The organism is Nocardioides sp., assembly GCF_035481145.1.
In the GTDB taxonomy this organism is placed as follows: domain Bacteria; phylum Actinomycetota; class Actinomycetes; order Propionibacteriales; family Nocardioidaceae; genus Nocardioides.
Window position 1 is genome coordinate 1 of sequence record NZ_DATIHB010000148.1, and the last position, 26,984, is coordinate 26,984.

Genomic DNA, 26,984 nt, shown 5'->3' on the forward strand with positions numbered 1-26,984 from the left:
CCTCCTCTCACGGGACGGGCAGGGTCAGCCCTTGATCTCGGTCCAGGCCTGCGTCCAGCGGGCGTAGTCGGTGCACGTCACGTCCGTGCGACCGTCGATGCACTGCTCGATGGGGGTCGTCCAGTACCAGATCTTCTCGGCGTAGGACTCGTCACCGGCGTGGAAGATCTCGCAGTGCTTGTCGTTCGCGGTGTGCTGGCAAGCCTGCGAGTTGGCCGGCGCCTCACCGAAGTACTCGGCGACAGCGGCGTTGGCCTCCGGGCTGACGATGTGGTTCAGCCACTGGTAGGAGCAGGTCTTGTGCTCGGACTTCGCACCGACCATCCAGGTGTCCGACCAGCCGGTGGCGCCCTCCGCGGGCAGCGTGGTCTCGACCGGCACCTTCTCCGACTGCGCCACGTTGGCGATGACCTGCCAGGTGGTGCCGACCACCGAGTCGCCGGTGGTGAACGCCTGGATCTCCTTGAGGTAGTCGGACCAGTACTCTCCGACGTTCACGCGCTGTTCCTTGAGCAGGTCGACTGCGGCCTCGAGCTGCTTCTCGTCGAGGGCGTAGGGGTTCTCGATGCCGAGGTCCGGCTCGTGCTCCATCAGGTACATCGCGGCGTCGGCGATGTAGATCGGCGAGTCGTACGCCGTCACCGCGCCCTTGTACGCCGACCCCTTGTCGAAGACGACGTCCCAGCTGGTCGGCGCGGGCTTCACCTTGTCGGTGCGCCACATCAGCAGGTTGGCGCCGTAGCCGTGGGGCACGCCGTACGCCTGGCCGTCGACGGAGTTCCAGTCGCGGTCCTTGAGGAAGTCGTAGACGTCGGCGTAGTTGGGGATGAGGTCGGTGTTGACCGGCTCGACGTCACCGCTCGCGATCAAGCGCAGCGAGGCGTCGCCGGAGGCGGAGATCACGTCGTACTCGCCCGACTTCATCAGGCTGACCGCCTCGTCGGAGGTCGCGAAGTACTTCACGTTGACGTTGCAGCCGGTCTCCTTCTCGAAGCCGGAGACCCAGTCGACCTTCGGGTCGTTGCTGCCGTCCTCGACGTAGCCGGGCCAGGCCAGCACGTTGACCTCACCCTCGCCCTTCCCGAGCTTCTCGAGCTGCGGGAGGTCAGGGGCGGTGAAGCCGGCAGAGGAGGACCCACCACCGCCGGACGAGCTGCCACAGGCGGAGGCCACCAGGACGGTCGCGCTGGCGGCGAGGAGTCCTGCGGTGCGGATGAGGGACATGGCGATCCTGCTTTCTGTTGCGGGGAGGGATCAGACGGCTGCGTCGACGGGGACGCAGTGGGTGCGCTGCCAGGTGAGGTGGGCGGTGCCGCCGCGCTGGCCGGCGCGCTCGGGCTGGGCGGAGCTGTCGTTCTGCCGCTGCACGATGAGGGAGCCGCCCTGGTCGAGGTCGACGATCGTGTGGGTGGCCGCGCCGAGGTAGATGACCTCGCTGACCGTGCCGCGGGCGTGGATGACGCCCGCGGCCACGACGTCCGGTTCGGCGTCGTGGAGCTGGATGTGCTCGGGGCGCAGGGCATGCGCCCCCTGCGACCCGAGCAGCTGGAGGGAGGCCTCGGCCCCGAGGAGGTTCGTCGTCCCGACGAAGCCCGCGACGAACGCCGTCGCCGGCTGTTCGTAGAGCTCCTGCGGCGAGGCGACCTGCTCGATCCGGCCACGGTTGAAGACCGCGATCCGGTCGCTCATGGTCAGCGCCTCCTCCTGGTCGTGGGTGACGAAGATGAAGGTGATGCCGAGGTCGCGCTGGAGCTGCTTGAGCTCGACCTGCATCTCCCGGCGGAGCTTGAGGTCGAGAGCGCCGAGCGGCTCGTCGAGCAGAAGCACCTTCGGCCGGTTGACGAGCGCTCGCGCCAGGGCGACGCGCTGCCGCTGGCCCCCCGAGAGCTGGGAGGGCTTGCGCTGGGCCATCGCCTCCAGCTGGACCCGCGCGAGGGCATCGAGGGCACGCGTACGCCGCTCGGCCCTCGGCACGCGCTTGACCCGCAGGCCGTACTCGATGTTCTGCAACACCGTCATGTGCGGAAAGAGGGCGTAGTCCTGGAAGACGGTGTTGACGTCGCGGCTGAACGGCGCCTCGCGGGTGACGTCAGCGCCGTCGAGGCGGATCTCGCCGGCCGTCGGGAGCTCGAAGCCCGCGATCATCCGCAGCACGGTGGTCTTGCCCGAACCGGAGGGGCCGAGCATCGAGAAGAACTCGCCGGGTGCGATGTCGATGTCGACACCGTCGACAGCGTGGACGTCGCCGAAGCTCTTGCGCAGGCCGCGCAGCGAGATCGCGGGGGTCAGTGCCGTGGCGGCGGGGTCCTCGGAGGTGAGGGTGGTGGTCATGGCTTCCTCGGGTGTCGTGGTCGGCGGCGGATTCATCGGCCGGTGGCGGACATGACGTGCTTGATGCGGGTGTATTCCTCGAGCGCGTACGCCGAGAGGTCCTTGCCGTAGCCGCTCTGCTTGAAGCCGCCGTGCGGCATCTCGGCGGCCAGGGGGATGTGGGCGTTGAGCCAGACGCAGCCGGCGTCGAGGTCGCGCGCCAGGCGCGTCGCCCGGCCGTGGCTGTCGGTCCAGACGGACGCGGCGAGGCCGAAGTCGACGCCGTTGGCGAGCGCGGTCGCCTCGGCTTCGTCGGTGAACGACTGCACGGTGAGAACCGGCCCGAAGACCTCCTGCTGCACGATCGCGTCGCCCTGTCGCACCCCCGTGACGACAGTGGCCTCGTGGAAGAAGCCGCCCACGGGCAGGCCAACCGGGCGACCTCCGCCCACCGCGACGGTCGCGTGGTCGGGGAGCTGCGCGAGGACGGAGGTGACCCGCTCCAGCTGCGCGGCGTTGTTGAGCGGACCGAAGAGGGCACCCTCGTCGTCGGACAGGCCCGCACGCGCCTCGGTGGCGACCCAGGCGGCCAGCCGGCTCACGAACTCGTCGTGGACGTCGCGGTGGACGATCGCCCTGGTGGCAGCGGTGCAGTCCTGGCCGGCGTTGAAGAAGGCTCCGACTCCGATGCCCTCCACTGCGGCATCCAGATCGGCGTCGGCGAAGACGACCGCGGGGGCCTTGCCACCGAGCTCGAGGTGGGTGCGCTTGACCGAGGTCGCCGCTGACGCGGCGACCTCGCGGCCGGCGCGGGTCGATCCTGTGATGCTCACCAGGCCGGGGACGGCGTGCTCGACCAGGGCACGTCCGGTGTCACGGCCGCCGCAGACGACGTTGAGGACGCCCGGCGGCAGCACCTCCTGAGCCAGCTCACCCAGGAGCGCGGCGGAGACCGGCGTCGTGTCGCTGGGCTTGAGGACAACGGTGTTACCGGCAGCGAGCGCGGGAGCGATCTTCCAGATCGCCATCATGAAGGGGTAGTTCCACGGAGCGACCTGGGCGACGACTCCGATCGGCTCACGGGCGACGTAGGAGACGAAGCCGCTGAGGTACTCCCCCGCGGACCGACCCTCGAGGACCCGTGCCGCACCCGCGAAGAAGCGGAGCTGGTCGATGCCGACCTCGAGCTCCTCGCTCCGGGTCAGGTGGCGGATCTTGCCGGTGTTGCGGCACTCGGCGTCGACGAGGCGGTCGAGGTTCGACTCGACGAGGTCGGCGAGCTGGAGCAGGGCGGCCTGCCGCTGGCCCGGTGTGGTCCGGCCCCACGCGTGGCGGGCCTCGTCCGCCGCCCCGCAGGCGGCGTCGACGTCAGCCTGCCCCGACAGCGGTGCCGTGCCGAACGCTGTCCCCGTCGCGGGGTCGATCACGTCCGTACGCCGCCCGTCGGCCGCTGCGGAGGCGACACCGCCGATGGTGTTGGCGACATCGAACTCGCGGTTCGTCACAGTCCTGGCTCCTGTCCTCGTGACTCCGGTCACAGTGGGAATGCTGGAAAACATATGACATCAGTTTTCAAAGCACAAGACTTTCGGGCACACTTTCCCGCAACCCCGTCGTACGCCCGTCAGGAGGAATCCGGTGGCCCTGCAGTTCCACGGACTCGGCACCGCAGCCGTGTTCGCCCCGCTGGAGTCCTCCTCCCGCTCGGAGCTCGTCGCCCGCCGCCTGACCGACGCGATCGCCCTCGGCCTGCTGGCTGACGGGGAGCAGCTGCCGGGCGAGGCCGACCTCGCCGCGACGTTCGGCGTCTCGACCGTCACGGTGCGCGAGGCGCTGGCAAGCCTCCGCCACGACGGACTCATCCAGACGCGCCGCGGGCGCGGCGGCGGCAGCTTCGTCCGCACCCCCAGCGATGGACCGGCAGCGATCGCGCGACGGCGGCTCGACTCCTTCAGCCTGCTCGACCTCCGCGACCTCGGCGACCTCTACGTCGCCGTGGCCGGCACCTGCGCCGCACTCGCCGCCCGGCGTTCGAGCCCGGAGGACATCGACCGCTTGCACCGCGCTGCCGAGCGGCTCTCCGCAGCCGAGAGTGCAGGCGAACGCCGCCGGGCCGATGCCCACTTCCACGTCGAGGTCGCCGTCGCGGCACAGTCCCCCCGCCTCTTCCACGAGGAGGTGGCACTGCAGGCCGAGTTCGGCACCCTGCTCTGGCTGGCCTTCGGCGACGACACGAGCCACGCCGACGTCGTCCGCTCCTGCCGCGCCGTGGTCGAGGCCGTCGAACGCCGCGACACGGCCACGGCGCGCACCGCGGCCGAGCAGAGGGTCGCCGATGCCACCGCCCGACTCATCGACTTCCGCCTCGGCCAGGAGGGCTCATGACCACCATCGCCAACACCGAGCTCGGCTCGGTTGCCCGGACCCTGTCCGGCGTCACCACCGAGGCCTTCGAGCTCGTCGACCGCATCCAGGCAGAGGCCGTGGCCGACCTGGACCTCGACCGCCCGCGCCGCCGCGCCGACCTGTCCGGCACCTCCGACCTGGTGCTCGCCGCCCTCGCCCGGCCCGGCGCACTGGTCCAGGGCGCCGGGGTCGTGCTCGAGCACCGCGCCCTCGCCGACGCGGAGTGGTGGCTGGAGTGGTTCGCGGTCGACGCCGAGGGTCGGCCGCAGCGCCTCCAGATCAGCACGGACCCGGGTGGTGTCAGCTCCTACGAGTACGAGCACCTCCCCTGGTTCGCCGGCCCGCGCGCAACCGGGCAGCGCCATCTCACCGGCCCCTACGTCGACTACCTCTGCACCGAGGACTACACGCTGACCTTCACGGCACCGGTGCTCGTGGGGTCATCCTTCCTCGGCGTCGCGGGTGCCGACGTTGGCGTGTCCGAGCTCGAGCGACGCCTGCTGCCCGCCCTGCGTGCGGCCGACACACGGCTCGCGGTGGTCAACGCGCACGGGCGGATCCTGGCCAGCAATCGTGGGCGCGACACCTGCGGCGAGCTCATCGACGACCTGCCGTCGCTCAAGGAGCACTGGGGACGCGACGACCGCGACCCGGTGACCCTCGTCGTCATCGACGACCTCCCCCTCGCCGTGGTCGCGCTCGACCGCCTCGGCTGACGGCTCAGGCGAGCGCCTTGCGGATCCGGGCGTCGCTGACCGCGAACGCCGTGCCGAGCTGCTGGGCCCACAGCGAGATCCGGTATTCCTCGAGCATCCAGCCCACCTGGCGCAGCTGCTCCCCCACCGGTCGTCCCTCGGGGAGCGCGGCGAGGCGGTGCAGGTAGGCCTCCTGCAGGTCGCCGACCGTGTCCATGAGCTGACGGTCGCGGGCGACCTGCGCCTCGAGCTGCTCGCGCCGGCGCTGGAGAGCCATCAGCTGCACCGGCATCCGGCGCAGCCACGCGGTGCCCTTCTCAGCGACGAAGCCCCTGTGGACAAGCCTTGCCAGCTGGGCCTTCATGTCGGTGAGCGCCGGCAGGGTGGTCATGTCAGCCCGGCCCGAGAGGAGGCGATCGACCGTGCGCGTCGCTTCGAGCACCCGCATCACGTCGTCGAGGACGGCGCGGGTGCGCTCCGCCAGGTCGCCGCCCGCCGCTTCCCGAAGGGTCGCGTAGTCGTCCGGCGTCCGCGCTGCCGGACGGGCATCGACGTGCTGCTGGAGCACGGCTGCCCGGCAGTCGTCGAGCAGCTCCGCCACCGTCGGGTAGGGCGAGCCGGCCAGTGCCAGCTTGGCCGTGTTGTCGAGCGCGTCGAGCAGCTGCCTGGTCGGGTCCGGCAGCTCGAGCTGCAGCAGGCGGCGTACGCCGAGCCGGTGGCGGGCCAGCTGCTCGTCCTCGGAGCCGAAGACCTGAAGTCCGACGGCATCGCCCTCGTCGACAAGGGCGGGGAAGCCGCGCACCTCGTGGCCGGCACGGGTCTGCGTGAAGGACGTCTCGATGACGCCGAAGGTCCAGCTGGTCTGCCCGGTCACGCTGACGCCGGACTCCGCGGCGACCTCGGCCATGGCGGCGGCGAACTTCGGGCGCAGCGGTGCCTTGAGCGCCTCGAGGTCCTTGCCACGTGCCTGCTCGCGGCCCTGCTCGTCGACGACGCGGTAGGTCGGCTTGAGGTGGTCGGGAAGCTTCGACAGGTCCCACGCGCCCCGTGGCACGACGACGCCCAGGGTCGAGCGCACGTGGCGCTCGAGTGCGTCGAGAAGGGGCTCCTCCCCCGGCGGTACGGCCTCGAGGAAGGCACGGGCGTGGTTCGGTGCGGGCACGAGGCTGACCCGCAGCTGCTTCGGCAGGCTGCGGATCAGGGAGGTCACCAGCTCCTCGCGCAGGCCGGGCACGAGCCAGGAGAACTCGTCGGCTTCCACCCGGTTGAGGGTCGCGAGCGGCACGTCGATGGTGAGGCCATCGTCCTTCGCGCCGGGCTCGTAGTGGTAGCCGATGCTGAAGGTGAGACCGCCCTCGCTCCCCTGCCACTCCGTGGGGAAGTCGCTCGCCGCGACCTCGCCCGCGGTGTCGTGGGTGAGCATCTCCAGGTCGAAGGTGAGCAGCTTCGGGTCGCGCTGCCGCGCCTGCTTCCACCAGGTGTCGAAGTGGGCGCCGCTCACGACCTCCCTGCCGACGCGGGCGTCGTAGAAGTCGAAGAGCGTGTGCTCGTCGACCACGATGTCGCGGCGCCGCGCGCGGTGCTCGAGCTCCTCGACCTCCTCGAGGAGCCGCTTGTTCTCGGCCCAGAATTGGTAACGAGCGGTGGTCAATTGATTCCACTCGCCGTAGACGAGGGCGTGGCGGATGAAGAGCTCGCGGCTCAGCTCGGGGTCGATCTTCCCGTAGTTGACGGGGCGGTCGGCGACCAGTGGGACGCCGTACAGCGTGACCTTCTCGTACGCCGTGACCGCCGCACGCTTGCGCGACCAGTGCGGCTCGGAGTAGCTGCGCTTGACCAGGTGCTGGCCCAGGCGCTCAGCCCACTCGGGCTTGATCGCGGCGTTCTGCCGGGCCCAGAGTCGGCCGGTCTCGACCAGCTCGCCGGCCATCAGGAACTGGGGCGACGAGCCCTTGAGCGAGGAGCCCGGGAAGATCGCGAAGCGTGTGCCCCGCGCACCGAGGTACTCCCGCGGGCCGGGGCGCTTCCCCTTGGCGGCCGGACCGTTGTCGCGCTTGTCGCGCTCCTCGAGCGCACCGATGTGCGAGAGGAGGCCGGAGAGCAGCGCCTGGTGGATGCCGTCGGCGTCGGGCTGGTCCGCAGGGCGTCCGATGTCGACCTTCATCTCCTTGGCGACCTGCCGCAGCTGCGACTCGAAGTCCTGCCACTCCCGCACGCGCAGGTAGTTGAGGAACTCCTCGCGACACATGCGCCGGAAGGCCGACGAGCCCATCTCCTTCTGCGAGTCCTTGATGTGCTTCCAGAGCTCGAGCCAGGAGAGGAAGTCGGAGCCCTCGACCTTGAAGCGTGCGTGCAGCTGCTGCGCCCGGGCCTGCTCGGCGGGCCGGTCGTCGCCCGGCCGCTCGCGCGGGTCCTGCAGCGAGAGCGCCGCGGCGATCACGAGCACCTCGCGCACGCATCCGAGCCGCTCGGCCTCGAGGATCATCCGGCCCAGGCGCGGGTCCAGCGGCAGCCGCGCGAGCCGCTGCCCGAGGCGCGTCAGGCGCGGGCCGCCGTGGGCCTGTCGGCCCCTCCCTGCGGGAGGCGGACCCCCGGCGGGAACCATCCGCTCGCTCGTTCCTCGCTCGCTCCCGCCAGACCCAGCCACCGCCGGGGGCTCCCCCTCCCTCCGGGAGGGGCCGACAGGCGCAGTGCTCAGCGCACCGAGCTCCTCGAGCAGCTGGACACCCGCCTGCACGTTGCGGGAGTCGGGCTTCTCGACGAACGGGAAGCGGGAGATGTCGCCGAGACGCAGCGACGCCATCTGCAGGATGACGCTGGCCAGGTTGGTGCGGAGGATCTCGGGGTCGGTGAACTCCGGCCGGCCGAGGAAGTCCTCCTCGGAGTAGAGCCGGATCGCGATGCCTTCGGAGACACGGCCGCAGCGACCGCTCCGCTGGTTCGCCGAGGCCTGCGAGATCGGCTCGATCGGGAGGCGCTGCACCTTGGTGCGCGCGGAGTAGCGGGAGATGCGCGCGACGCCCGCGTCGACGACGTACTTGATGCCGGGGACGGTCAGCGACGTCTCGGCGACGTTGGTGGAGAGGACGATGCGGCGGCCGGTGTGCGGCGCGAAGACCTTGTGCTGGTCGGCCGCCGAGAGGCGCGAGAAGAGCGGCACGATCTCGACCAGGCCGCGCTTGTCGTCCTTCTTGATGCCGAGAGCGGTGCGCAGCGCGTCCGCGGTGTCGCGGATCTCCCGCTCGCCCGGCAGGAAGCAGAGGATGTCGCCGGGCCCCTCCGCGGAGAGCTCCTTCACCGCCGCGACGATCGCCTCGGTCTGGTCCCGTACGACGGGCTCCCCCTCGCCGTCGAGCTCCTCCTGCATGAGCGGGCGGTAGCGGACCTCGACCGGGAAGGTGCGACCCGAGACCTCGATGACGGGCGCGGGCTTCCCGGTGCGCGGGTCGGCGAAGTGGGCCGCGAAGCGCTCGACGTCGATCGTCGCGGACGTGACGATGACCTTCAGGTCGGGACGCTGCGGCAGCAGCCGCTTGAGGTAGCCCAGCAGGAAGTCGATGTTGAGCGACCGCTCGTGCGCCTCGTCGATGATGATCGTGTCGTACTTCTCCAGCTTGCGGTCGCGCTGCATCTCCGCGAGCAGGATGCCGTCGGTCATCAGCTTCACCCGCGACGTCGCTGACGTGCGGTCGGTGAAGCGGACCTGGTAGCCGACGACGTCGCCGAGCTCGGTGCCCAGCTCCGACGCAATCCGCTCCGCGACCGAACGCGCGGCGATCCGGCGCGGCTGGGTGTGGCCGATGAGCTTCCCGTCGCGGCCGCCAAGGCCGCGGCCGAGCTCGAGGGCGATCTTCGGCAGCTGGGTGGTCTTGCCCGAGCCCGTCTCACCAGCGACGACGACGACCTGGTGGTCGCGGATCGCCGCGGCGATGTCGTCGCGGCGGGCACTGACCGGCAGGTCCGGGTACGTGATGGAGAGAGTCACAGCGCCGACCATTCTCCCGTACGCCGCCCCACTGCCGTGCGTACCCCTCGGGCCGATACCGGGGCTGCGGTCTCTGGCGCGGCGCTTCGCTGAGTTCTAGCGTCATCGCATGGGACAAACCGGACATTGGGATCTCGTCATCCTGGGTGCCGGCATCGCCGGCCTCAACGCACTGTCGGTCGCCACCGACCTCCTCGGCACCGACGGCCGCGTCCTCCTCGTCGACAGGCGCAAGCGCCCCGGCGGCATGTGGAACGACACCTACGACTTCGTCCGCCTGCATCAACCACATCCATTCTTCACCGCGGGCGACATCGCGTGGACCCAGGGCCATCCGCGCGAGCACCTCGCACGTCGCACCGAGGTCGTCGACCACATGGCGCACTGCGTCGAGGTCTGCAGCAACCGGTGCCGCGTCGACACTCGCTTCGGCTGGGAGTACGTCGCCCACGATGAGTACGACGACCGGGTCGAGGTGACGCTGCGTGATCCCGGCGGCGACCTCGCGACGGTCACCGGCGATCGCCTGGTCAAGGCGTTCGGGTACGACGTGCAGACGAAGCCGCCCTTCGCGGTCAGCAGCACTGCAGTGCGCTCGATCTCCCCCGACGACCACGGCATGACCACCGGCGAGATCGCCCGCGACTCCGCACCGGTGTGGATCATCGGCGGCGGCAAGTCCGGCATGGACGCGGCACTCGCCCTGATCCAGGAGCAGCCCGGTCGCGACGTCCGCATGCTCGTCGGCGGCGGCACCGCTTTTCTCTCCCGCGACGCATGGTTCCCGACCGGAGCACGCCGCTGGCTGGCCAAACGACCCAATCAGCACGCCATCGACTACACGCTCAGGTTCGACGGCACGAACGAGGCCGACGTGCAGCAGTGGCTCCTGGGGCCGTCCGGCTGCGGACACTCACCCGTCGATGACCCGCGTGACTCCATGCTCGGCCTGATGAGTCGCGACGAAGTCGCGGCGCTACGGACGGGAGTCGCGGAGTTCGCCCGAGACCACCTCATCGACGTCATCGACACCCCGGACGGTCCGGTGATGGAACTCCGCTCCGGCGCGACGAGGCCGGTGGCTGTCGGCACCTGGCTGGTGAACTGCACCGGATACATCGCCCGCGAGGAGACCCCGTACGAGCCCTACGTGTCGCCCGGCGGCCGGGTCGTCTCGGTCAACCCGCAGTCCGCACTGACGCACCTCACGTCGTTCTCGGGGTTCTTCCTCACGCACGCGCTCCTGCGCGGCCTGCTGCCGCTGCCCGACTTGTGCGCGGTCGACCTGGTGGCGACCACCACCAAGGCAAAGGCCGCAGTCGGCGTCGTGATGATGACGACGACACTGCACAACATCAGCGTCTTCTTCGACGCCCTTCCGGTCTCTGTCTTCACCTCGAGCAAGATCGACTTCGACGGCTGGCAGCCCCCGCCCCGCGTCCTCGCCGGCTCACTGCGCTTCCTCGCGACCCATCACCGTGTGCGCGCCCGGCACCGCGCCGCACTCGAGGCGTTCGCCCGCGAGCGGGGAGTCCGGGTCGGCTCGGTCAGCGACTGAGACCGTCCCCGGAACTCAGTCACGAGGGACGAGGCCCAGGATCGCCCCGAGCGAGACGGTCAGGGTCTCGATGACCTGCTCCTCGGAGAGGTCGCGAGGATCGTCGAGCCAGGACATGAAGACGTCCTCGACCATCGCGCTCCAGCCACGGGCGAGGAGGCGGGAGGCGGGTGTGTCGACGATGCCCACCTCCGCCAGCTCGTCGGCGGTGGCGGAGTCGAAGATCCGGTTGACCAGCGCCGCCCGCCCCTCCTCGTAGATCTCGCGGATCTCGGGACGGCCGCCGAAGGCTGCCTGCTGGAAGGAGCGGTACGACGCCTGGTGGGCGCGGACGTAGCCGATGTAGTTCTGCAGGGAGACGCGGAGCCGATGCACCAGGTCGGGGTGGTCGACGGGGGCGGTGGCCTCGAAGAGCTCGTCGGCCATCCGCCGCAGGACCGCGTGGAGGAACTCCCGGAGCCCGCCGAAGTAGTGGTAGAGCAACCCGCGCGACACCCCGGCCTGCTCGGCCAGCAGCTCGACCGAGAGCTCCTCGATCGGCCGGTCGGCGAGAAGACGGACGCCGAGATCGAGCAGTTGCTCACGACGCTGCTCGGGCGTGAGCCGGGTCCGGGTGGCCATGTGGCCCATGTTACTGAACCCGAGTCAACAACACTATTGACGGTCGTTCAACAAGGTCTCTACCCTCGACACATGACATCCCAGATCACCGAGGTCGACCACCTCATCGTCGGCGCCGGCTTCGCCGGTCTCTGTGCTGCCATCAAGCTCGACGAGGCGGGCGAGAGCGACTACGTCGTCATCGAGAAGGACAGCGACGTGGGCGGCACCTGGCACATCAACACCTACCCGGGTGCGGAGTGCGACGTCCCGAGCCAGCTCTACAGCTACTCGTTCGCGCTCAACCCGGACTGGTCGAAGGTCTACTCCCCGCAGCAGGAGATCTGGGAGTACACCAAGAAGGTCGCCACCGATGCCGGCGTCCTCGACCGCGTCGTCCTCGAGACCGCAGTGCAGAACTCGGCCTGGGACAACGCACGTCAGCGCTGGATCGTCACGACCGGCTCGGTCGACGGCACGACGACGCGCACCTACGCCTCGAGGACGCTGATCTCCGGCTCCGGCGGCCTCTCCGAGCCGTCACTCCCCGACATCAAGGGCATCGACTCCTTCGCCGGCGACACCTTCCACTCCGCCCGCTGGAACCACGACGTGGACCTCGCCGGCAAGCGGATCGCCGTCATCGGCACCGGCGCCTCCGCGATCCAGCTCGTCCCCGAGCTGCAGACGATCGCCGGCCGTGTCGACGTCTACCAGCGCACGCCGAACTGGATCATCCCCCGCAACGAGCGGCAGTTCTCCCGCATCGAGAAGGAGCTCTTCCGCCGCGTCCCCCTGGCCCAGCGCGCGGTCCGCGCCGGCGTCTACGCGACCCTCGAGGGCCGCGTGCCGGCGTTCGCGAAGTTCCCGACCCTGCTCAAGCTCGTCGAGCGCCAGGGCAAGGCCAACATCGCCAAGGCGATCAAGGATCCCGAGCTCCGCGCCGCGGTGACCCCGGACTACCGCGCCGGCTGCAAGCGGATCCTGGTCTCCAACAAGTGGTATCCCGCGATCGCCTCCGACAACGTCGACCTGATCACCTCGGGCATCGCCGAGATCCGGCCGAACTCGATCGTCGACAAGGACGGCGTCGAGCGCGAGATCGACGTCCTCGTCATCGCGACCGGCTTCCACGTCACCGACCAGCCGATCGCCGGCCACATCACCGGCACGGACGGCCGCACGCTCGCCGAGGTCTGGAGCGACAAGGGCATGCGTGCCTACAAGGGCACCACGATCAACGGTTTCCCCAACCTCTTCCAGATCGTCGGCCCCAACACCGCGCTCGGCCACAGCTCGATCATCTTCATCATCGAGTCGCAGGTCCGCTACATCGTCGACGCCGCCCGCACGCTGCGCCGCGAGGGCCTGGCTGCAGTCGAGCCGACGATCGAGGCCCAGGACGCCTGGAACGACGAGGTCCAGCGCAGGATGCAGCCCACCGTGTGGCTGACCGGCGGTTGCGCCAGCTGGTACGTCGACGAGTTCGGCAACAACACCACGCTCTGGCCCGGCCAGACCTTCAGCTTCCGCAACCACCTCTCGCGCTTCGACCTCGACAAGTACGCCGTCGTCCCCGCCGCCGCGCCCGAGGCGCCCGCCCGTGCTCGTCGTACGAAGAAGGTCTCCGCATGAAGTCGCTGAAGCAGAAGGTCGTCGTCATCACCGGTGCCGGCTCGGGCATCGGCCGCGCGCTCGCCGTCCACGCTGCCCGCGAGGGCGCGCTCGTCGCGATCTCGGACGTCAACGAGGCCGGTCTCGCCGAGACCGTGGCGCTGGCCAAGGACGCCGGCGCGGTCGACGTCCACAGCGCGAAGCTCGATGTCGCCGACCGCGCCGCCTTCCTGGCGTACGCCGACGAGGTCGTGCGCCACTTCGGGCGCGTCAACGTCATCGTCAACAACGCCGGCGTCACCATGACCGGCGACTTCGAGGACATGACCCTCGAGGAGTTCGACTGGATCATGGGCATCAACGTCAACGGCGTCATCACCGGCACGAAGGCGTTCCTCCCCCACCTGATCGCCTCGGGCGACGGCCACGTGGTCAACATCAGCTCGATCTTCGGCCTCTTCTCCGTGCCGGGCCAGTCGGCCTACAACGCCTCCAAGTACGCCGTGCGCGGCTTCACCGAGGCGCTGCGCGAGGAGATGCTGGTGGCCAAGCACCCGGTCGGCGTTACCTGCGTGCACCCGGGCGGCATCCGCACCGGCATCGTCCGCAACGGCCGGACCACCGCGCACGAGGACGGCGACGCCCTCAACGCGGCGTTCGAGAAGCTGGGCCGGATGGACCCGGCCAAGGCGGCGAAGATCATCTGGGGCGCCGTCCGCAAGGACCAGGCCCGGCTGCTGGTCGGCCTCGACGCCCACGCGCTGCACAACCTGACGAAGTTCGCCGGCTCGCGCTACCAGGACGTCTTCGCGCTGGGGAAGAAGTTCGTCCTTCCCGGCGGCCGCTGACCCCGGCACAATCACCCCATCTCTCTCCCCCACGCTGAGGAGCACATCCCGCATGAAGTCCCTCAAGGACAAGGTCGTCGTCATCACTGGTGCCGGCTCCGGCATCGGCCAGGCACTCGCCGTCGAGGCAGCCCGGGAAGGCGCGCTGCTCGCCATCTCGGACGTCAACGAGGTCGGTCTCGCCGAGACCGCGAGCCAGGCCAAGGACGCCGGCGCCGCCGACGTCCACACCGCGAAGCTCGACGTCGCCGACCGCGCCGCCTTCACGGCGTACGCCGCCGACGTGGTCGCCCACTTCGGCCGGGTCAACCTCGTCGTCAACAACGCCGGTGTCGCGCTCGCCGGTGACTTCGTCGACCTGACCTACCAGGACATCGACTGGATCCTCGGCATCAACCTGCACGGTGTCATCAACGGCACCAAGGAGTTCCTGCCGCACCTGATCGCGTCGGGCGACGGCCACCTGGTCAACATCTCCTCCCTCTTCGGGCTGGTCTCGATGCCCGGCCAGTCGGCGTACAACGCGACGAAGTACGCCGTGCGCGGCATGACCGAGGCGATCCGCGAGGAGATGCTGGCCAACAAGACCGGCGTCGGTGTGACCGTCGTCCACCCGGGCGGCATCAAGACCGCGATCGCCCGCAACGCCCGCGTCTCGGCCAAGGAGGACCAGGCCAAGACGGCCGAGCTCTTCGACAAGTACCTCGCGCGGACCACCTCGGAGTCCGCGGCCAAGCAGATCCTCAAGGCCGTGAAGAAGAACAAGGCGCGGCTGCTGATCGGGCTCGACGCTCACGCCGTGCACAACTTCGGCAAGTTCACCGGCTCGCGCTACCAGGACCTGATCGCCCTCGGCTCCGGCCGGGTCATGAAGGCGACCAAGTCCCAGCACTGACGCATCACGCGACCAGCAACTGGTCCTGAACGACAGGCTCCCGGCGCTCCGGGACGCTGTTCAGGACCAGTTGTTGCGCTTCCCGGGCTCGGACGGCGTCAGCGGCCGCCGGACTTGGCGCGCAGCGGGCCGACGAGGCGCGGGCCGGCGAGCCGGCGTTCGAGCTTGCGGGCCTCACGGGTGACCGGCTGGGCGACGTACTCGCCGAGGATGACCCCCGCGGCCAGGGCGAGCGAGATCGACGCAGCCGTGACCAGCGACAGGATGCCGGCCGCCGGGACGGCACTCTCGCCGCCGAGCAACGACAGACCGCCGTAGATCGAGAAGCCCGGCAGCATGGGCACGACCGCGGAGACGACGATCACGAGCGGCGGCACGGAGATCCAGCGGCTGACGGTCCAGGCGATCAGGCCCACGGCGAACGCCGCGACCCCCGTGCCCCAGGTCGCACCGAAGCCTCCGGCCTGGATCCCCCTCGAGATCACCAGCGCGAGCGCCGCGAGCGCGGCCACGGGCACGAGCGTCCGCTTCGGCGCGTACGACGCGTAGGCGAAGCCGGCGGCACAGATCGCGGCGCCGACGGCGATGATCGCCACGCCCTGGAGGCTCGTGTGCCACTGCTCGATCCGGCCCACGTCGACGTTGACCACACGGGCGAACGAGAGGCCTCCGCTGACTCCGCCGATGATGCCGGCGGTCGCGAGGAGCGCCTCGGTGATGCGCGCACTGCCGGTGACGTAGAAGCCGGTCAGACAGTCCTGCAGGGCGCCCATGAAGCCGATGCCGGAGAGGAGCATGACGATGTTGGCGGTGACGACGAGGGAGGGGTCGAGCGACGGGTCGAGCGAAGCGGTCACCACGGCGATCATCGTCGCGACCGCACCGCCGGCGACCTGCTGGTAGAACCGCGGCAGGCGTCGACGCGCCATCGCGCCCTGCAGCCGGTCGATCACGGCCGCCGTCACGAAGGCGATCACGCAGACCAGCACCCCGCCCCCGAGCATGAGCGCGACGCCGGCACACATCGCACCCCAGCCGAGGGTCACCTTGGTGCGACCACGTGCGTGTCCCGTCGAGCTGACCTTCGCCACGATGGCACGGGCCTCGGTCAGGTCCACCTCGTCCTCGAGGATCTGGCGCACCAGGTGGTCCACCCGGCTGAGGTCCTCGTAGTCGATCTCGCGCTGCACGACGTTGCGGAAGAGCGCGACCGGCGGCTCACCGGGGTCCGGTTGCCACGACATCGCCAGGGAGGTGAACGTGACGTCCACCGTCGCGTTGCGCAGGCCCAGGTGGCGTGCCACCGACTGCATGGTCGCCACGACGTCGGCCGCGCCCGCGCCGGAGGAGAGCAGCAGCTCGCCCACGCGCAGGCAGAGGTCGATCGTCATGTGCCGTTGCCGGGTCTCGCTCATGACCTCATCGTTCCAACCACCTGGTGATCAGCCGGGTTCCGGGCGGTCGGGACTGTCGATCCAGTTCCGGCTCGGGAGCGGGAGCGCGTCGGTCGCCTCGAGCGGTCGCATCCCGGTGAGCTCCAGCAGGTCGACCGTGAGACCGCGGAGCATCGCGAGGACGACCTCGATCGAGAGGGCGTGCGAACGGCCCAGCGCCGAGGTCCGGTGACCGATGGCAAGCAGCGCCTCCCGGGCCGGCAGCAGATCGGTGCCGTCGGCGAGCGATCTCGCCACCAGCTCGGCCGCGTCGGCGAGCTCGCGGCAGACCTCGGAGTACGCCGGCGGGACGGGCGCGCGGTGGTACGCAGCCACCGCCGTACGCCGGACCAGGACGCGCGTCGTGCGCAGCGCCTTGTCGACGGGGTCGGCCAGCTCCACCATCTGCTTCATGCGCTCGCGGTGGTGGTGCCGCAGCGGCGACACGGTGACCGCCAGCGCCTCGTCCGCGGCGGCACGGAGCTCGCGGACCATGCGATCGGTGGTCCGGGCGTCGGCGAGCAGCTCCAGCGCCGGCTCCACCTCGCCCTCGACCATCACGTCGGCCGCCGCCCGGAGCAGGCCCGCGACCTTGCGCACGACGACCGCGGCCTGCTCTCCCGGCCGGCGCAGCGCGGCTCCGGGCACCACCGCAGCGGCCAGCAGGGCGAAGCCACCTCCGATGAGGGCGTCGACCCACCGGTCGATCGGCTGACCGGTGCCGGTCTGGGAGGCGAGCGCGATGACGATGATCGACTGCACCGCTGCCTGCGTGACGATCAGCTGGCCACCGTCGAGCAGGATCGCGGTGCTCATCGCGATCAGGACGACCAGGCCGATCTGCCACCAGCCGCTACCGAGCCAGAGGACCAGCATGTCGCCGATGAAGACACCCAGGGCGACGCCGACCGCCACCTCGGCGACCCGCCGCAGCCGCTGACCGAACGACGTGCCAAGTGCGACGACAGCTGCCACCGGCGCGAAGAACGGCGCCTCGTGGCCGAGCACCTCGGCAGCGACGAACCAGGCCAGCGCCGCAGCGATCGCGCACTGCCCGATGTGCCAGGACTTCGACTGGAGCCGGCGGACCCGCGCCGCGACCGAGGTGCGCCCGCGGGTGCGGACGACGTCGAGCGGGGGCAGCGGCAGCTCCATGTCCGAATCCTTCCATCCCCGCACGGAGGAGCGACAGGTGGCTAGGCTGCCCTCCATCCGGCCCACCCGGCGTACGCCGCGGCGTACGGCTGGAGGAGAAGAGGCAGCAGCATGGCGACTCCCATCGACCCGCAGTCCCTGGCGTTCTTCCTGGCCGAGAGCCGGAACATGCCGATCCACGTGGGTGGCCTGCTCCTCTTCGAGAAGCCCGACGACGCGGGCGACGACTACGTGCGCCAGGTCTACGAGGAGCAGCTGAAGGTCGAGCGGCTCAAGCCGCTCTTCGCCAAGCGCCCGCACCGCTCGATCGCCACGGCCGGCCAGTGGGTGTGGACCGAGGACGAGAACTTCGACATCGAGCACCACGTCCGCCACAGCGCGCTGCCCTCGCCCGGCCGGATCCGCGAGCTGCTCGACCTGACGTCGCGCCTCCATGGCCAGCGGATGGCCAACGATCGGCCGCTGTGGGAGACCCACCTCATCGAGGGGCTCGCCGACGGTCGCATCGCGATGTACACCAAGATCCACCACGCGCTGGTCGACGGCGTCTCGGCGATGCGGCTGCTCTCGAGCAGCTTCTCGCCCGACCCCGACGAGCGCGGCATGAAGCCGCCGTTCGCGTGGGAGGAGCGGGCGCCGCGCGAGGCGCGGGACCGCAGCCGCGTCGAGCAGGCGAAGGCCCTGGCCGAGATCCCGCCCAGCGCGATCCGGTCGACGATGGCCGCGATCGCCGACGCCGCCGGACTGCCCGGCGCGACGCTGAAGTCGCTGGGCAACTCGATCGCCCTGCCGAAGGCAGGACCGGTCTCGTTCGCGGCCCCCAAGACGATCCTCAACCAGCGCATCACCGGAGCTCGCCGCTTCGCCGCCGACGACTGGTCCTTCGAGCGGCTCAAGCGCGTCGGCAACGCCACCGGCACGACGATGAACGACGTCCTGCTCGCCATGAACGGCGGCGCGCTCCGGGCCTACCTGAGCGACCTCAACGCCCTGCCCGACACCTCGCTGGTCTCGATGGTGCCGGTCGGCCTCAACGCCAAGCAGGTCGGTGTCGCCTCGACCTCCGGCGGCAACGCGGTCGGCACGCTCATGGTGCGGCTCGGCACCGAGATCGCCGACCCCACCGAGCGGCTGCAGTCGATCAACGCCTCGATGGCCGCCGGCAAGGAGATGATGGCGTCGATGACGAAGGCGCAGATCATGGCGATGGCCGGCCTCGGAATGGCGCCGTCGATGCTGACGCCGCTGCTGCGCCTCAACGGCGTGGTCAACCCGCCCTTCAACATCACGATCTCCAACGTGCCCGGCCCCAAGCAGCCGATGTACTACAACGGCGCCAAGCTCGTCGGCATGTATCCCGCCTCGGTGCCGATGCACGGCCAGGCGCTCAACGTCACCGCGGTCTCCTACAACGGTCAGGTCGGTCTCGGCCTCACCGGCTGCCGCCGCACGGTGCCGCACCTGCAGCGGCTGCTGACCCACCTCGAGGACGCGCTCGTCGACCTCGAACGCGCTGCCGGGGTCAACTGAGACGACCACAAGCCCCACCTCGCGTGACCACAAGCCCCACTTCGGCGCCGAGGTGGGGCTTGTGGTCCGCCGAGGTGGGGCTTGTGGTCCGCCGAGGTGGGGCTTGTGGTCAGACGAGGCGGTACGCCGCCACGGCGGCGCCGACAGTCGCCGCGGCGGCGCGGAGCCGGGCTTCGGTGATCTCGCTGACGCGCTCGAAGCCGGCGGCACGGGCGGGCGAGCCCGTGCGCGTCGGCTCGGGCGCGTTGACGCTGATCGAGAGTCGCGATCCCCCGTCGGCGGCATCGGCCAGCAGCGCCGCGTGCCCCGTCGTACCCGAGCCGGCGTAGAAGTCGAGGACGACCGCGTCGGAGGGGTAGGTCTCCAGGATCCGGCGCAGCAGGCCGGTCGGCTTGGGTGACTCGAAGACCTTGCCGACGAGTGCCTTGACCTCGGCGACCGCGGTGTCGGTCGAGCCGATCTCGTCGTGGGTCCAGATCGTGCGGAGCTTCTTGCGGCGCTCGGGGTGGAGCCAGTCGCGCTGGAAGATGTCGACCCGCTCCCCCAGGCGGCCACGGATGGTGCGACAGACGAGGTCCTCGGGCCGGGTCTGCGCGAGGGCGATCGACCAGCGCCAGACCGCGGGGGTCCCGTCGCCGAAGACCGGCCAGATCTCCTGCGCTCCCTCGAAGGGCGTCACGCCGACTGCACCGGTCACCGGGTCGCCGTACAACGGGTAGGCGAGGGTCCGGCAGGTCTCGGGGTTCGACTTCTTGTTGGTGTTGCGCAGCGGCAGGTGGCGGAAGCGGCGGCCGTCGTCGTGGACCTGCGGGAAGTCGAGCTCGCTCACCTCGTGCGTGCTCGTCGCGTCGAGCACGCAGTCGGCGAGCGAGCGCGCGTAGACCAGCAGGTACTCGTGGTTCGTGGCGAACCACGGCCCGAGCTGGCGTCCCTTCGCATTGAGGTTGACCACCACCTGCGCGACGAAGTTCCGCTCGCCGAAGATCTCGTCCAGGAGGAGCCGGAGGTGGGCGACCTCGTTGTCGTCGATGCTGACGAAGATCGCTCCGCGGCTCGCCATCACGTCGCGCGCCGCCTCGAGGCGCGGCCGGAGCATCGCTGTCCAGGCCTCGTGCCGGCCGCGTCCGTAGCCCTGCTTGTCGGCATAGGCGAAGCCGTTGCCGGTGTTGTACGGCGGGTCGATGTAGACGAGGTCGAACTCGCGGCCCGCGAGCTCAGGCAGCTTCGGGAGCAGCGGGAGGACGTCGAGGTTGTCGCCCTCGACGAAGACCGTGCGTGCACCGCCGGGGCCTGGCGCAGGATTGCCCGGGTCGGGGCGCAGCACGGCCATGCTCAGGCCCGGGGAGCCCGGACGCGCTTGGACAGGTCGGCGTGCGCGAGCAGCACCTCGTAGGGCAGGTTCGACGACGGGTAGGTCGCGATCGGCTGGTCACCGGTGAAGACGACGTACGCCGTGCTGCCGCCCGGCGCGACCTTCAGGATCGAGCCGTCCTTGAGGGTGGCGGCCTGCTTCATCGCCTTGCGGCGTGCCGTGACGGACCTGGCCCGCTTCGCCGCAGCGGAGCCGGCCTGCTTGCCCCCGTTGTCCCACGCGATCTTCGCCTGCGGTCCGTACTTCACCGCGAGCTTCGCTCCTGCGCCGAGCACCTTCGCGGTCGTGGCTGCCTTGCCCATGCCCTGCTCCCCTGCCTCGGACTGATCTGCACTGGCGACGATATCCTCGCGCCCATGAAGCTGCCTGCCGTCCCGCTGGTTCCCTCGCTCGACACCGTCGTGCTCGCAGCGAAGGTGACCGCGGCCGCGGTGCCTCCGGTCGTGCGGCACGGCGACCTGCGGGCGGTGAAGCACCTTCCGTTCGTGCTCACGCACCTCGACGACGCGGCCGTCGTGGCCGGCGCGATCTCCGACCCGGTCGGCAGCGCGGTGCGCGCGCCCGGCGCAGCGGCACGTCTCGGCGTACGCAGCGCAGTCGGCGGGGCGCGCCTCGGCGTGCGCGGCGGCAACGCGGTCCTGCGTACGCCGGGCCGGGTGCTGCGCCGCCGCTGACGCACGGGCCGTTCAGGCGGGGCTGTTGCCTGCCAGATCGGTGCCGGCGAGCGGGTCCTCGGGGAGGTCCTCGGGCTTCACCTGCTCGGGCTGCAGCCACTGCAGTCCGCGGCCCATGAAGGTGTGCACGAAGCCGCAGCGCAGGCAGATCGCGCCGTCGGCGGACTTGTTGGCCCAGTCGAGGTCGAAGAAGGTCATGCCGGTGGTGGTCATCTTGATCTCCCGCTGGAGGAAGCGGAGTCCCCCGCAGACCTGGCAGCCGAGGAACCGCTTCAACGGAATGACGTAGACGTGCATGCGGCCAGCGTGCCACGGCCGATCGCTGGCTGCGGGCACGCCGCCACGCGCCGGGCTACGCCGGATGGACTAGTGACGACCGCTCTCCATGTGACGTAGGGTGCGAGCACCGGCGTCTGGGGAGGGGCCGGACCGGTCGCCTGGGAGGGCTTCCGGGAGTCCTTGGGAGGGGACCCATCATGAGCGTCCGCATGCGCAGCGGAGCCGTCGGCTCCATCGTCGCCGCCGTCATCTCGGCACTGATCCTGCTCGCCGCCGCGAGCCTGGCCGGGCTCTCCGCCGCGACCGCCGAGGACGGTGTGCCCGAGCCGAGCGCGACCGTCACCGTCACGTCGGACCCGAGCACCACCCCGACGGGCACCCCCACGAGCAGCGAGACGGTGGACCCGACAGCGACCGCCACGGCGACGGCGAGCCCTGACCCGACGACGACCTCCGACCCGACACCGACCGCGACGGCGACCGCCACGCCGGAGCCGACGGTGACACCGACGCCGGTCCCGCCGGGCTGGGCGACGCAGCACTTCACCCTCGCCGACGGCCGCGCGTACTACGCGCGCGTCCCGGTCTGCGCTCCGGCGGAGACGCCGGAGTGCAGCAGCTGGCTCTCGACACCTCGCCAGCTGGTCGTGGTCGGGCACGGCTACGGTGCCGGCGAGACCCTCGACGTGGCCCGCGCGACGCTCGACATCTGGGCCAGCCTCCGCAAGGCGCCCGACACGCTCTTCGCCTACCTGGTCAGCAAGAACGGCACGAGGGCCTTCAACGGCGGCATCTGCTGCACCTTCAACGACGTCGACGACGTCAGCTACGCAGCTGCCGTCGTCGACGACCTCGCCCGCAACGCAGCGGTCAACACCGCACGCGTGGGCATTCTCGGCACCTCCAACGGAGGCATGCTCGCGCTCAAGGCGGCCTGCGAGCGGCCGGACGTCTTCGACGCGGGAAGCTCCTTCGCGGGGACCTTCCCGGGCCCCTGCCCGAAGGCCGGCGTCCGGGTCAGCCAGATCCATGGAGGCGCGGACAAGTACATCCCGGCGCGCGGCGGCACGGCGTACCTCGCTGGACACTGGTTCACGGTGCCGCCGGCGGTCGATCTCGGATCCTCGATGGCGCCGGGCAACGTCTTCCCGCTCACGATCGTGGCCGGCGTCGGCCACAACCCGACCTACCCGATCATCGTCGCGCAGCTGAACTGGGTCCTCGCCAACCTGCGGGGCTGACCGACCCCCTAGGCTCCCGGCGTGGACCTCGACGCCTTCCGTTGGCTGCTCACCGACGCCGGCCAGCAGCTGCTGGCCCGCGCCGCCCACGCGTACGCCGACACGGCAGGCGACCCGGTCGCCGCGGCGTCCGCGGTGCGCAGGATCGAGCCGGACGCCGCCCGGGCGACGGCTGCCTTGAGCCAGGTGCAGCTCCGGGTCCGCGCCGTGGCGAAGTTCGGCGACGACGCGCTGCGGATGTACTTCGTTCCCGACGCCCTCGAGCAGGCGACCCGGCCGCGGGTCGCCGCACACCGCGCCGCACGCCTGGCCGCGTGGCAACCGGACTCGGTCGTCGACCTCGGCTGTGGCATCGGCGGCGACCTCGCGGCGTTCGCGCGGGCCGGCCTGACGGCCGCAGGTGTCGACCTCGACCCGCTACGGGTCGAGGTCGCCCGCGCCAACCTCGAGGCGCTCGGCCTCCCGGGCGCAGTGCTGGAGGCCGACTCGACGATGCTCGACCTCGACGGCTTCGGCGCCTGCTTCGCCGACCCGGCGCGCCGGACCAGCTCGGGGCGGGTCTTCGACGTCAACGGCTGGACCCCGTCGTGGGAGTTCGTGCTCGGCCTCTTCGGTCGTGCCTCGGTCGTCAAGGTCGCACCCGGCATCCCCCATGACCTGCTGCCCGAGGGCGTGGAGGCCGAGTGGGTCAGTGAGGCCGGCGACCTCAAGGAAGCCGCCCTCTGGTCACCCTCGCTGGCGATGGCGCGTCGCCGTGCCACGGTGATCCCCGCCTCCGGTGGGCTGGCCACGCTGACCGACGAGGACGACCCGTGGCAGGGCGCTGCCGAGCGCCCGGTCCGGGCGATGGGCGGCTACCTCTACGAGCCCGACGACGCGGTGATCCGCTCCGGCCTGGTGACCGCCGTCGCTGCCGGCGTCGACGGCGGGCTCGTCGACGAGAAGATCGCCTGGGTCACCGCCGACAGCGCCTTCCGCTCCCCCTTCGCCCGGACCTACCGCGTGCTGGAGGAGCTCCCCTACCGGGAGAAGCAGCTCAAGGCCGCCCTGCGCGAACGCGGCATCGGGCGCCTCGCGATCAAGCCGCGAGGTGTCCAGGTGGTGCCCGAGCAGCTGCGCAAGCGGCTCGCGCTCGCCGGCGACAACGAGGGCACGCTGGTGATGACCCGCGTCGCCGGTGCGGGCGCGGCGTACCTCGTCGAGCCGCTCTGACGTCAGGAATCGGGTTCTGGTCCGTCGAGTCCCGGGTCTTGGCGACACGACCGGAGTAGCGTCTCTGCATGGCAGAGATGGCGACCCCGTCGATGCCTGTGACTGGCCCTCGCACCCGGACGGCCCGCAGGCGTCGCTACCTCATGTGTCCCCCCGACCACTTCGCGGTGACCTACGAGATCAATCCCTGGATGGACATCTCGCGGCCCGTCGACACCGCGCTCGCCCGGGCCCAGTGGGAGCACCTGCGCCGCACCTACCTCGACCTCGGCCACACCGTCGACGTCCTCGACCCTCTCCCCGGCCTGCCCGACATGGTCTACGCCGCCAACGGCGCCTTCATCCTCGGCGGCCGCGTCCTCGCCGTGCGGTTCCGGCATCCCGAGCGCGCAGCCGAGGCCCCCGCGTACGCCGCCTGGCTGGCCGCCGCGGGCCTCGAGGTGACCGAGCCGGTCGCGGTCAACGAGGGTGAGGGCGACTTCCTCCTGGCCGGCGAGGTGCTGCTGGCCGGCACCGGATTCCGGACCGATCGCGCGGCCCACGCGGAGGCACAGGAGCTCTTCGGCGTCCCGGTGGTCTCGCTGCAGCTCGTCGATCCGCGGTTCTACCACCTCGACACCGCGCTCGCCGTGCTCGACGAGGAGACGATCGCGTGGTGGCCACCGGCGTTCAGCCCGGGCAGCCAGGCGGTGCTGCGCCGTCTCTTCCCCGAGGCGATCGAGGCGACGGAGCCCGACGCCGTCGCCTTCGGGCTCAACGCCGTCTCCGACGGGCGCCACGTGGTGGTCGCAGCGGCCGCCCACGACCTCCGGGCGCAGCTCGCGGCCCGCGGCTTCGTGCCGGTGCCGGTCGACATGTCGGAGCTGCTCAAGGGCGGCGGTGGCGCGAAGTGCTGCACCCTCGAGGTGCGAGGACCCGACGCACGCGACGGGGAGGCGGCATGAGCACCGCCGCGCACCTCTCCCTGGCAGCAGCCCACGCCGCGCACAACTACGCGCCGCTGCCGGTCGTCGCCACGCACGCGGAGGGCGTCTGGGTGACCGACGTCGAAGGCCGCCGCCACCTCGACTTCCTCGCTGCCTACTCGGCGCTCAACTTCGGCCATGCACACCCGCGAATCCTGGCTGCGGCCCACGCCCAGCTGGACCGACTCACCCTCGTCTCGCGCGCCTTCTCGCACGACCGGTTCGGGCCGTTCTGCGCCGCGCTCGCGGACCTCGTCGGCAAGGACATGGTGCTGCCGATGAACACCGGCGCCGAGGCCGTGGAGACAGGGCTCAAGCTGGCCCGGCTCTGGGGCGAGAAGGTCCGCGGGGTGCCGTCGACCGAGTCGATCGTCGTCGTCGCGTCGGGCAACTTCCACGGCCGCACCACGACGATCATCAGCTTCTCCGACGACCCGGTCGCCCACGACGGCTTCGGGCCGTGGACGCCCGGCTTCCGGATGGTGCCGTACGCCGACGCCGCAGCGCTCGCGGCCGCCGTCGACGACCCGCGCGTCGTTGCGGTCCTCCTCGAGCCGGTGCAGGGCGAGTCCGGCGTCATCGTGCCCCCGCCCGACTACCTCCCGCAGGTGCGCGCAGCCTGCACGCAGGCCGGTGTACTCCTGATCGCGGACGAGGTGCAGAGCGGCCTCGCCCGCACGGGTCGCACGCTCGCCTGCGACCACTGGGGCGTCTCCCCCGACGTCGTGCTGCTCGGCAAGGCGCTCGGCGGCGGTCTCCTCCCGGTCTCCGCCGTCTGTGCCGACGACGACGTGCTCGGGGTCTTCCAGCCGGGGCAGCACGGCTCGACGTTCGGCGGCAACCCGCTCGCGTGCGCCGTCGGCCTCGAGGTCGTGACGATGCTCTCCGAGGGCACGTGGCAGGCACGCGCCGCATCGCTCGGGATCCACCTGCGGACGCGGCTCGACGCGCTGGTCGGAGAAGGTCTCACCGAGGTCCGCAGCCTCGGCCTCTGGGCCGGAGTCGACGTGGCGCCCGACGTCGGCACGGGCCGTCAGGTCTGCGAGCGGCTGCTCTCACGCGGCGTACTGGCCAAGGACACCCACGGCCAGACGCTGCGCCTGGCACCGCCGCTCGTGGTCACGCCGGACGAGATCGACCTCGCGATGGACGCGCTCGCTGGCTCGCTCAGGCGACGACGGTAGTCACCGGCAGCGAGGAGTCGGCGGGCAGGTCGAGCGCGGAGGGCACGCGACCCCGGGCGACGAGCTCGGAGCCGAGCGCCGCCACCATCGCACCGTTGTCGGTGCAGAGCCCGGGCCGCGGGACCCGGATCGTGATGCCCCGCTCGTCGGCACGAGCCTGGGCCAGCGCGCGGAGGCGCGAGTTGGCCGCGACACCCCCGCCGATCATGATCGTGTCGACATCGTGCTCGAGCGCGGCGTCCATCGCCTTGCGGGTGAGCACGTCGCAGACCGCCTCCTGGAAGCTGGCGGCGACGTCTGCCACCGGCACCGGCTCGCCGGAGGCCTCACGCGCCTCGATCCAGCGTGCGACGGCGGTCTTGAGTCCGGAGAAGGAGAAGTCGAAGCGGTGTCGCTCGAGGTCCTTGCGCGTGGAGAGCCCACGCGGGAAGTCGATCGTGATCTGGCCGTCCTTCGCCGCGCGGTCGATGTGCGGACCACCCGGGAACGGAAGGCCGAGCACCCGGGCGACCTTGTCGAACGCCTCGCCGGCCGCGTCGTCGATCGTCGCGCCCAGCGGCGTTACGCCGAGCGTGATGTCGTCGACCAGCAGCAGCGAGGAGTGGCCACCGGAGACCAGCATGGCCAGGCAGCGATCCGGCAGCGCACCGTGCTCCAGCTGGTCGACGGCGACGTGGGAGGCGAGGTGGTTGACGCCGTACAACGGCTTGTCGAGCGCGAGTGCCAGCGACTTCGCGGCCGCGACACCGACGAGCAGCGCACCGGCGAGGCCGGGCCCGGAAGTGACCGCGATGGCATCGACGTCGCGCAGGGCGATGCCGGCGTCGGTGCAGGCCCGCTGGATCGTCGGGACCATCGCCTCCAGGTGCGCCCGGCTCGCCACCTCGGGCACGACGCCGCCGAAGCGCGCGTGCTCCTCGACCGAGCTCGCCACCGCGTCGGCCAGCAGCGTGTGACCGCGCACGATGCCGACACCGGTCTCGTCGCAGGAGGTCTCGATGCCGAGGACGAGGGGCTCGTTCATGCCG

The 26,984-nt window shown here is 71.0% G+C and carries 23 protein-coding genes; 12 read left to right on the forward strand and 11 right to left on the reverse strand.

Going from position 1 to position 26,984, the window contains the following annotated elements:
* Positions 1 to 24 precede the first annotated feature (24 nt).
* From VLF38_RS12515 to VLF38_RS12525, 3 genes are read right to left on the reverse strand one after another with little or no spacing between them, the layout of a single operon-like run.
* Positions 25 to 1,224, reverse strand: a complete 1,200-nt coding sequence (locus tag VLF38_RS12515) for an ABC transporter substrate-binding protein (protein ID WP_325271578.1) — start codon at positions 1,222 to 1,224, stop codon at positions 25 to 27.
* A gap of 30 nt (positions 1,225 to 1,254) precedes the next feature.
* Positions 1,255 to 2,331, reverse strand: coding sequence for an ABC transporter ATP-binding protein (locus tag VLF38_RS12520; protein ID WP_325271579.1), 1,077 nt, complete (start codon positions 2,329 to 2,331; stop codon positions 1,255 to 1,257).
* A gap of 32 nt (positions 2,332 to 2,363) precedes the next feature.
* The gene (locus tag VLF38_RS12525) at positions 2,364 to 3,815 is read right to left on the reverse strand and encodes a gamma-aminobutyraldehyde dehydrogenase (RefSeq protein ID WP_325271580.1); all 1,452 of its coding nucleotides are present in this window, start codon (positions 3,813 to 3,815) and stop codon (positions 2,364 to 2,366) included.
* A 133-nt stretch (positions 3,816 to 3,948) separates the two neighbouring features.
* On the opposite strand from VLF38_RS12525, the gene VLF38_RS12530 reads away from it, so the two are divergent.
* Entirely contained in the window at positions 3,949 to 4,695 is a 747-nt protein-coding gene (locus VLF38_RS12530) for a FadR/GntR family transcriptional regulator (RefSeq protein WP_325271581.1), read from the forward strand.
* Positions 4,692 to 5,432, forward strand: coding sequence for a cache domain-containing protein (locus tag VLF38_RS12535; protein WP_325271582.1), 741 nt, complete (start codon positions 4,692 to 4,694; stop codon positions 5,430 to 5,432). Before VLF38_RS12530 ends, VLF38_RS12535 begins: the two co-directional genes overlap by 4 nt.
* Before the next feature lie 4 nt (positions 5,433 to 5,436).
* Here VLF38_RS12535 and hrpA read toward each other — a convergent pair whose 3' ends face one another.
* Positions 5,437 to 9,408, reverse strand: a complete 3,972-nt coding sequence (gene hrpA, locus VLF38_RS12540) for an ATP-dependent RNA helicase HrpA (RefSeq protein WP_325271583.1) — start codon at positions 9,406 to 9,408, stop codon at positions 5,437 to 5,439.
* 97 nt (positions 9,409 to 9,505) lie between these two features.
* Between hrpA and VLF38_RS12545 the strand changes: the two genes are divergently transcribed.
* The gene (locus VLF38_RS12545) at positions 9,506 to 10,954 is read left to right on the forward strand and encodes an FAD-dependent oxidoreductase (RefSeq protein ID WP_325271584.1); all 1,449 of its coding nucleotides are present in this window, start codon (positions 9,506 to 9,508) and stop codon (positions 10,952 to 10,954) included.
* Positions 10,955 to 10,969: 15 nt separating this feature from the next.
* On the opposite strand, the gene VLF38_RS12550 is transcribed toward VLF38_RS12545, so the two are convergent.
* Entirely contained in the window at positions 10,970 to 11,575 is a 606-nt protein-coding gene (locus VLF38_RS12550) for a TetR/AcrR family transcriptional regulator (RefSeq protein ID WP_325271585.1), read from the reverse strand.
* 72 nt (positions 11,576 to 11,647) lie between these two features.
* Between VLF38_RS12550 and VLF38_RS12555 the strand changes: the two genes are divergently transcribed.
* From VLF38_RS12555 to VLF38_RS12565, 3 genes are read left to right on the forward strand one after another with little or no spacing between them, the layout of a single operon-like run.
* A complete protein-coding gene (locus VLF38_RS12555) occupies positions 11,648 to 13,189 on the forward strand; it encodes an NAD(P)/FAD-dependent oxidoreductase (RefSeq protein ID WP_325271586.1) in 1,542 nt (513 codons plus the stop codon).
* On the forward strand, positions 13,186 to 14,016 hold the full coding sequence (locus VLF38_RS12560; protein ID WP_325271587.1) for an SDR family NAD(P)-dependent oxidoreductase: 831 nt from the start codon (positions 13,186 to 13,188) through the stop codon (positions 14,014 to 14,016). The genes VLF38_RS12555 and VLF38_RS12560 overlap by 4 nt, the downstream gene beginning before the upstream one ends.
* A gap of 52 nt (positions 14,017 to 14,068) precedes the next feature.
* Positions 14,069 to 14,911 (forward strand): SDR family NAD(P)-dependent oxidoreductase, encoded by an 843-nt coding sequence (locus VLF38_RS12565; RefSeq protein WP_325271588.1) that lies wholly within the window; start codon positions 14,069 to 14,071, stop codon positions 14,909 to 14,911.
* Between the two features lie 98 nt (positions 14,912 to 15,009).
* On the opposite strand, the gene VLF38_RS12570 is transcribed toward VLF38_RS12565, so the two are convergent.
* Both VLF38_RS12570 and VLF38_RS12575 read right to left on the reverse strand, forming a co-directional pair.
* Positions 15,010 to 16,326, reverse strand: coding sequence for a threonine/serine ThrE exporter family protein (locus VLF38_RS12570; RefSeq protein WP_325271589.1), 1,317 nt, complete (start codon positions 16,324 to 16,326; stop codon positions 15,010 to 15,012).
* A gap of 27 nt (positions 16,327 to 16,353) precedes the next feature.
* Positions 16,354 to 17,499 (reverse strand): FUSC family protein, encoded by a 1,146-nt coding sequence (locus VLF38_RS12575; protein ID WP_325271590.1) that lies wholly within the window; start codon positions 17,497 to 17,499, stop codon positions 16,354 to 16,356.
* A gap of 111 nt (positions 17,500 to 17,610) precedes the next feature.
* Here VLF38_RS12575 and VLF38_RS12580 point away from each other — a divergent pair, with 111 nt between their 5' ends.
* Entirely contained in the window at positions 17,611 to 19,029 is a 1,419-nt protein-coding gene (locus VLF38_RS12580) for a wax ester/triacylglycerol synthase family O-acyltransferase (protein WP_325271591.1), read from the forward strand.
* A gap of 109 nt (positions 19,030 to 19,138) precedes the next feature.
* Here the strand turns inward: VLF38_RS12580 and VLF38_RS12585 are convergent, their stop codons facing one another.
* Entirely contained in the window at positions 19,139 to 20,359 is a 1,221-nt protein-coding gene (locus tag VLF38_RS12585; RefSeq protein WP_325271592.1) for a site-specific DNA-methyltransferase, read from the reverse strand.
* A gap of 2 nt (positions 20,360 to 20,361) precedes the next feature.
* A complete protein-coding gene (locus VLF38_RS12590; RefSeq protein WP_325271593.1) occupies positions 20,362 to 20,703 on the reverse strand; it encodes a hypothetical protein in 342 nt (113 codons plus the stop codon).
* Positions 20,704 to 20,757: 54 nt separating this feature from the next.
* Between VLF38_RS12590 and VLF38_RS12595 the strand changes: the two genes are divergently transcribed.
* Positions 20,758 to 21,075: a hypothetical protein gene (locus tag VLF38_RS12595; protein WP_325271594.1), complete on the forward strand. Its 318-nt coding sequence runs from the start codon at positions 20,758 to 20,760 to the stop codon at positions 21,073 to 21,075.
* A 12-nt stretch (positions 21,076 to 21,087) separates the two neighbouring features.
* Here VLF38_RS12595 and VLF38_RS12600 read toward each other — a convergent pair whose 3' ends face one another.
* The gene (locus VLF38_RS12600; RefSeq protein ID WP_107700705.1) at positions 21,088 to 21,372 is read right to left on the reverse strand and encodes a hypothetical protein; all 285 of its coding nucleotides are present in this window, start codon (positions 21,370 to 21,372) and stop codon (positions 21,088 to 21,090) included.
* A 179-nt stretch (positions 21,373 to 21,551) separates the two neighbouring features.
* On the opposite strand from VLF38_RS12600, the gene VLF38_RS12605 reads away from it, so the two are divergent.
* From VLF38_RS12605 to rocD, 4 genes are all read left to right on the forward strand, one after another.
* Positions 21,552 to 22,595 carry a prolyl oligopeptidase family serine peptidase gene (locus tag VLF38_RS12605; protein WP_325271595.1) on the forward strand — a complete coding sequence of 348 codons (1,044 nt, stop codon included), beginning with the start codon at positions 21,552 to 21,554 and terminating at the stop codon, positions 22,593 to 22,595.
* Between the two features lie 21 nt (positions 22,596 to 22,616).
* Positions 22,617 to 23,807 (forward strand): class I SAM-dependent methyltransferase, encoded by a 1,191-nt coding sequence (locus VLF38_RS12610; protein WP_325271596.1) that lies wholly within the window; start codon positions 22,617 to 22,619, stop codon positions 23,805 to 23,807.
* A 92-nt stretch (positions 23,808 to 23,899) separates the two neighbouring features.
* Positions 23,900 to 24,751 carry a dimethylargininase gene (gene ddaH / locus VLF38_RS12615; protein ID WP_349255585.1) on the forward strand — a complete coding sequence of 284 codons (852 nt, stop codon included), beginning with the start codon at positions 23,900 to 23,902 and terminating at the stop codon, positions 24,749 to 24,751.
* The gene (gene rocD, locus VLF38_RS12620) at positions 24,748 to 25,956 is read left to right on the forward strand and encodes an ornithine--oxo-acid transaminase (RefSeq protein ID WP_325271598.1); all 1,209 of its coding nucleotides are present in this window, start codon (positions 24,748 to 24,750) and stop codon (positions 25,954 to 25,956) included. The genes ddaH and rocD overlap by 4 nt, the downstream gene beginning before the upstream one ends.
* Here rocD and tsaD read toward each other — a convergent pair.
* Entirely contained in the window at positions 25,940 to 26,980 is a 1,041-nt protein-coding gene (gene tsaD, locus VLF38_RS12625) for a tRNA (adenosine(37)-N6)-threonylcarbamoyltransferase complex transferase subunit TsaD (protein ID WP_325271599.1), read from the reverse strand. The genes rocD and tsaD overlap by 17 nt on opposite strands.
* Between the last annotated feature and the right edge of the window lie 4 nt (positions 26,981 to 26,984).

What these genes read in the sequence shown, in the direction of transcription:
- VLF38_RS12605 (WP_325271595.1), top strand. Translation starts at nt 21,552, where the DNA reads ATGAGCGTCCGCATGCGCAGCGGAGCCGTCGGCTCCATCGTCGCCGCC.
- VLF38_RS12555 (WP_325271586.1), top strand. Translation starts at nt 11,648, where the DNA reads ATGACATCCCAGATCACCGAGGTCGACCACCTCATCGTCGGCGCCGGC.
- VLF38_RS12565 (WP_325271588.1), top strand. Translation starts at nt 14,069, where the DNA reads ATGAAGTCCCTCAAGGACAAGGTCGTCGTCATCACTGGTGCCGGCTCC.
- VLF38_RS12575 (WP_325271590.1), bottom strand. Translation starts at nt 17,499, where the DNA reads ATGGAGCTGCCGCTGCCCCCGCTCGACGTCGTCCGCACCCGCGGGCGC.
- hrpA (WP_325271583.1), bottom strand. Translation starts at nt 9,408, where the DNA reads ATGGTCGGCGCTGTGACTCTCTCCATCACGTACCCGGACCTGCCGGTC.
- VLF38_RS12600 (WP_107700705.1), bottom strand. Translation starts at nt 21,372, where the DNA reads ATGCACGTCTACGTCATTCCGTTGAAGCGGTTCCTCGGCTGCCAGGTC.
- VLF38_RS12585 (WP_325271592.1), bottom strand. Translation starts at nt 20,359, where the DNA reads ATGGCCGTGCTGCGCCCCGACCCGGGCAATCCTGCGCCAGGCCCCGGC.
- VLF38_RS12550 (WP_325271585.1), bottom strand. Translation starts at nt 11,575, where the DNA reads ATGGCCACCCGGACCCGGCTCACGCCCGAGCAGCGTCGTGAGCAACTG.
- VLF38_RS12570 (WP_325271589.1), bottom strand. Translation starts at nt 16,326, where the DNA reads ATGAGCGAGACCCGGCAACGGCACATGACGATCGACCTCTGCCTGCGC.
- VLF38_RS12520 (WP_325271579.1), bottom strand. Translation starts at nt 2,331, where the DNA reads ATGACCACCACCCTCACCTCCGAGGACCCCGCCGCCACGGCACTGACC.
- VLF38_RS12535 (WP_325271582.1), top strand. Translation starts at nt 4,692, where the DNA reads ATGACCACCATCGCCAACACCGAGCTCGGCTCGGTTGCCCGGACCCTG.
- VLF38_RS12580 (WP_325271591.1), top strand. Translation starts at nt 17,611, where the DNA reads ATGGCGACTCCCATCGACCCGCAGTCCCTGGCGTTCTTCCTGGCCGAG.
- VLF38_RS12515 (WP_325271578.1), bottom strand. Translation starts at nt 1,224, where the DNA reads ATGTCCCTCATCCGCACCGCAGGACTCCTCGCCGCCAGCGCGACCGTC.
- VLF38_RS12595 (WP_325271594.1), top strand. Translation starts at nt 20,758, where the DNA reads ATGAAGCTGCCTGCCGTCCCGCTGGTTCCCTCGCTCGACACCGTCGTG.
- tsaD (WP_325271599.1), bottom strand. Translation starts at nt 26,980, where the DNA reads ATGAACGAGCCCCTCGTCCTCGGCATCGAGACCTCCTGCGACGAGACC.
- VLF38_RS12560 (WP_325271587.1), top strand. Translation starts at nt 13,186, where the DNA reads ATGAAGTCGCTGAAGCAGAAGGTCGTCGTCATCACCGGTGCCGGCTCG.
- ddaH (WP_349255585.1), top strand. Translation starts at nt 23,900, where the DNA reads ATGCCTGTGACTGGCCCTCGCACCCGGACGGCCCGCAGGCGTCGCTAC.
- rocD (WP_325271598.1), top strand. Translation starts at nt 24,748, where the DNA reads ATGAGCACCGCCGCGCACCTCTCCCTGGCAGCAGCCCACGCCGCGCAC.
- VLF38_RS12590 (WP_325271593.1), bottom strand. Translation starts at nt 20,703, where the DNA reads ATGGGCAAGGCAGCCACGACCGCGAAGGTGCTCGGCGCAGGAGCGAAG.
- VLF38_RS12545 (WP_325271584.1), top strand. Translation starts at nt 9,506, where the DNA reads ATGGGACAAACCGGACATTGGGATCTCGTCATCCTGGGTGCCGGCATC.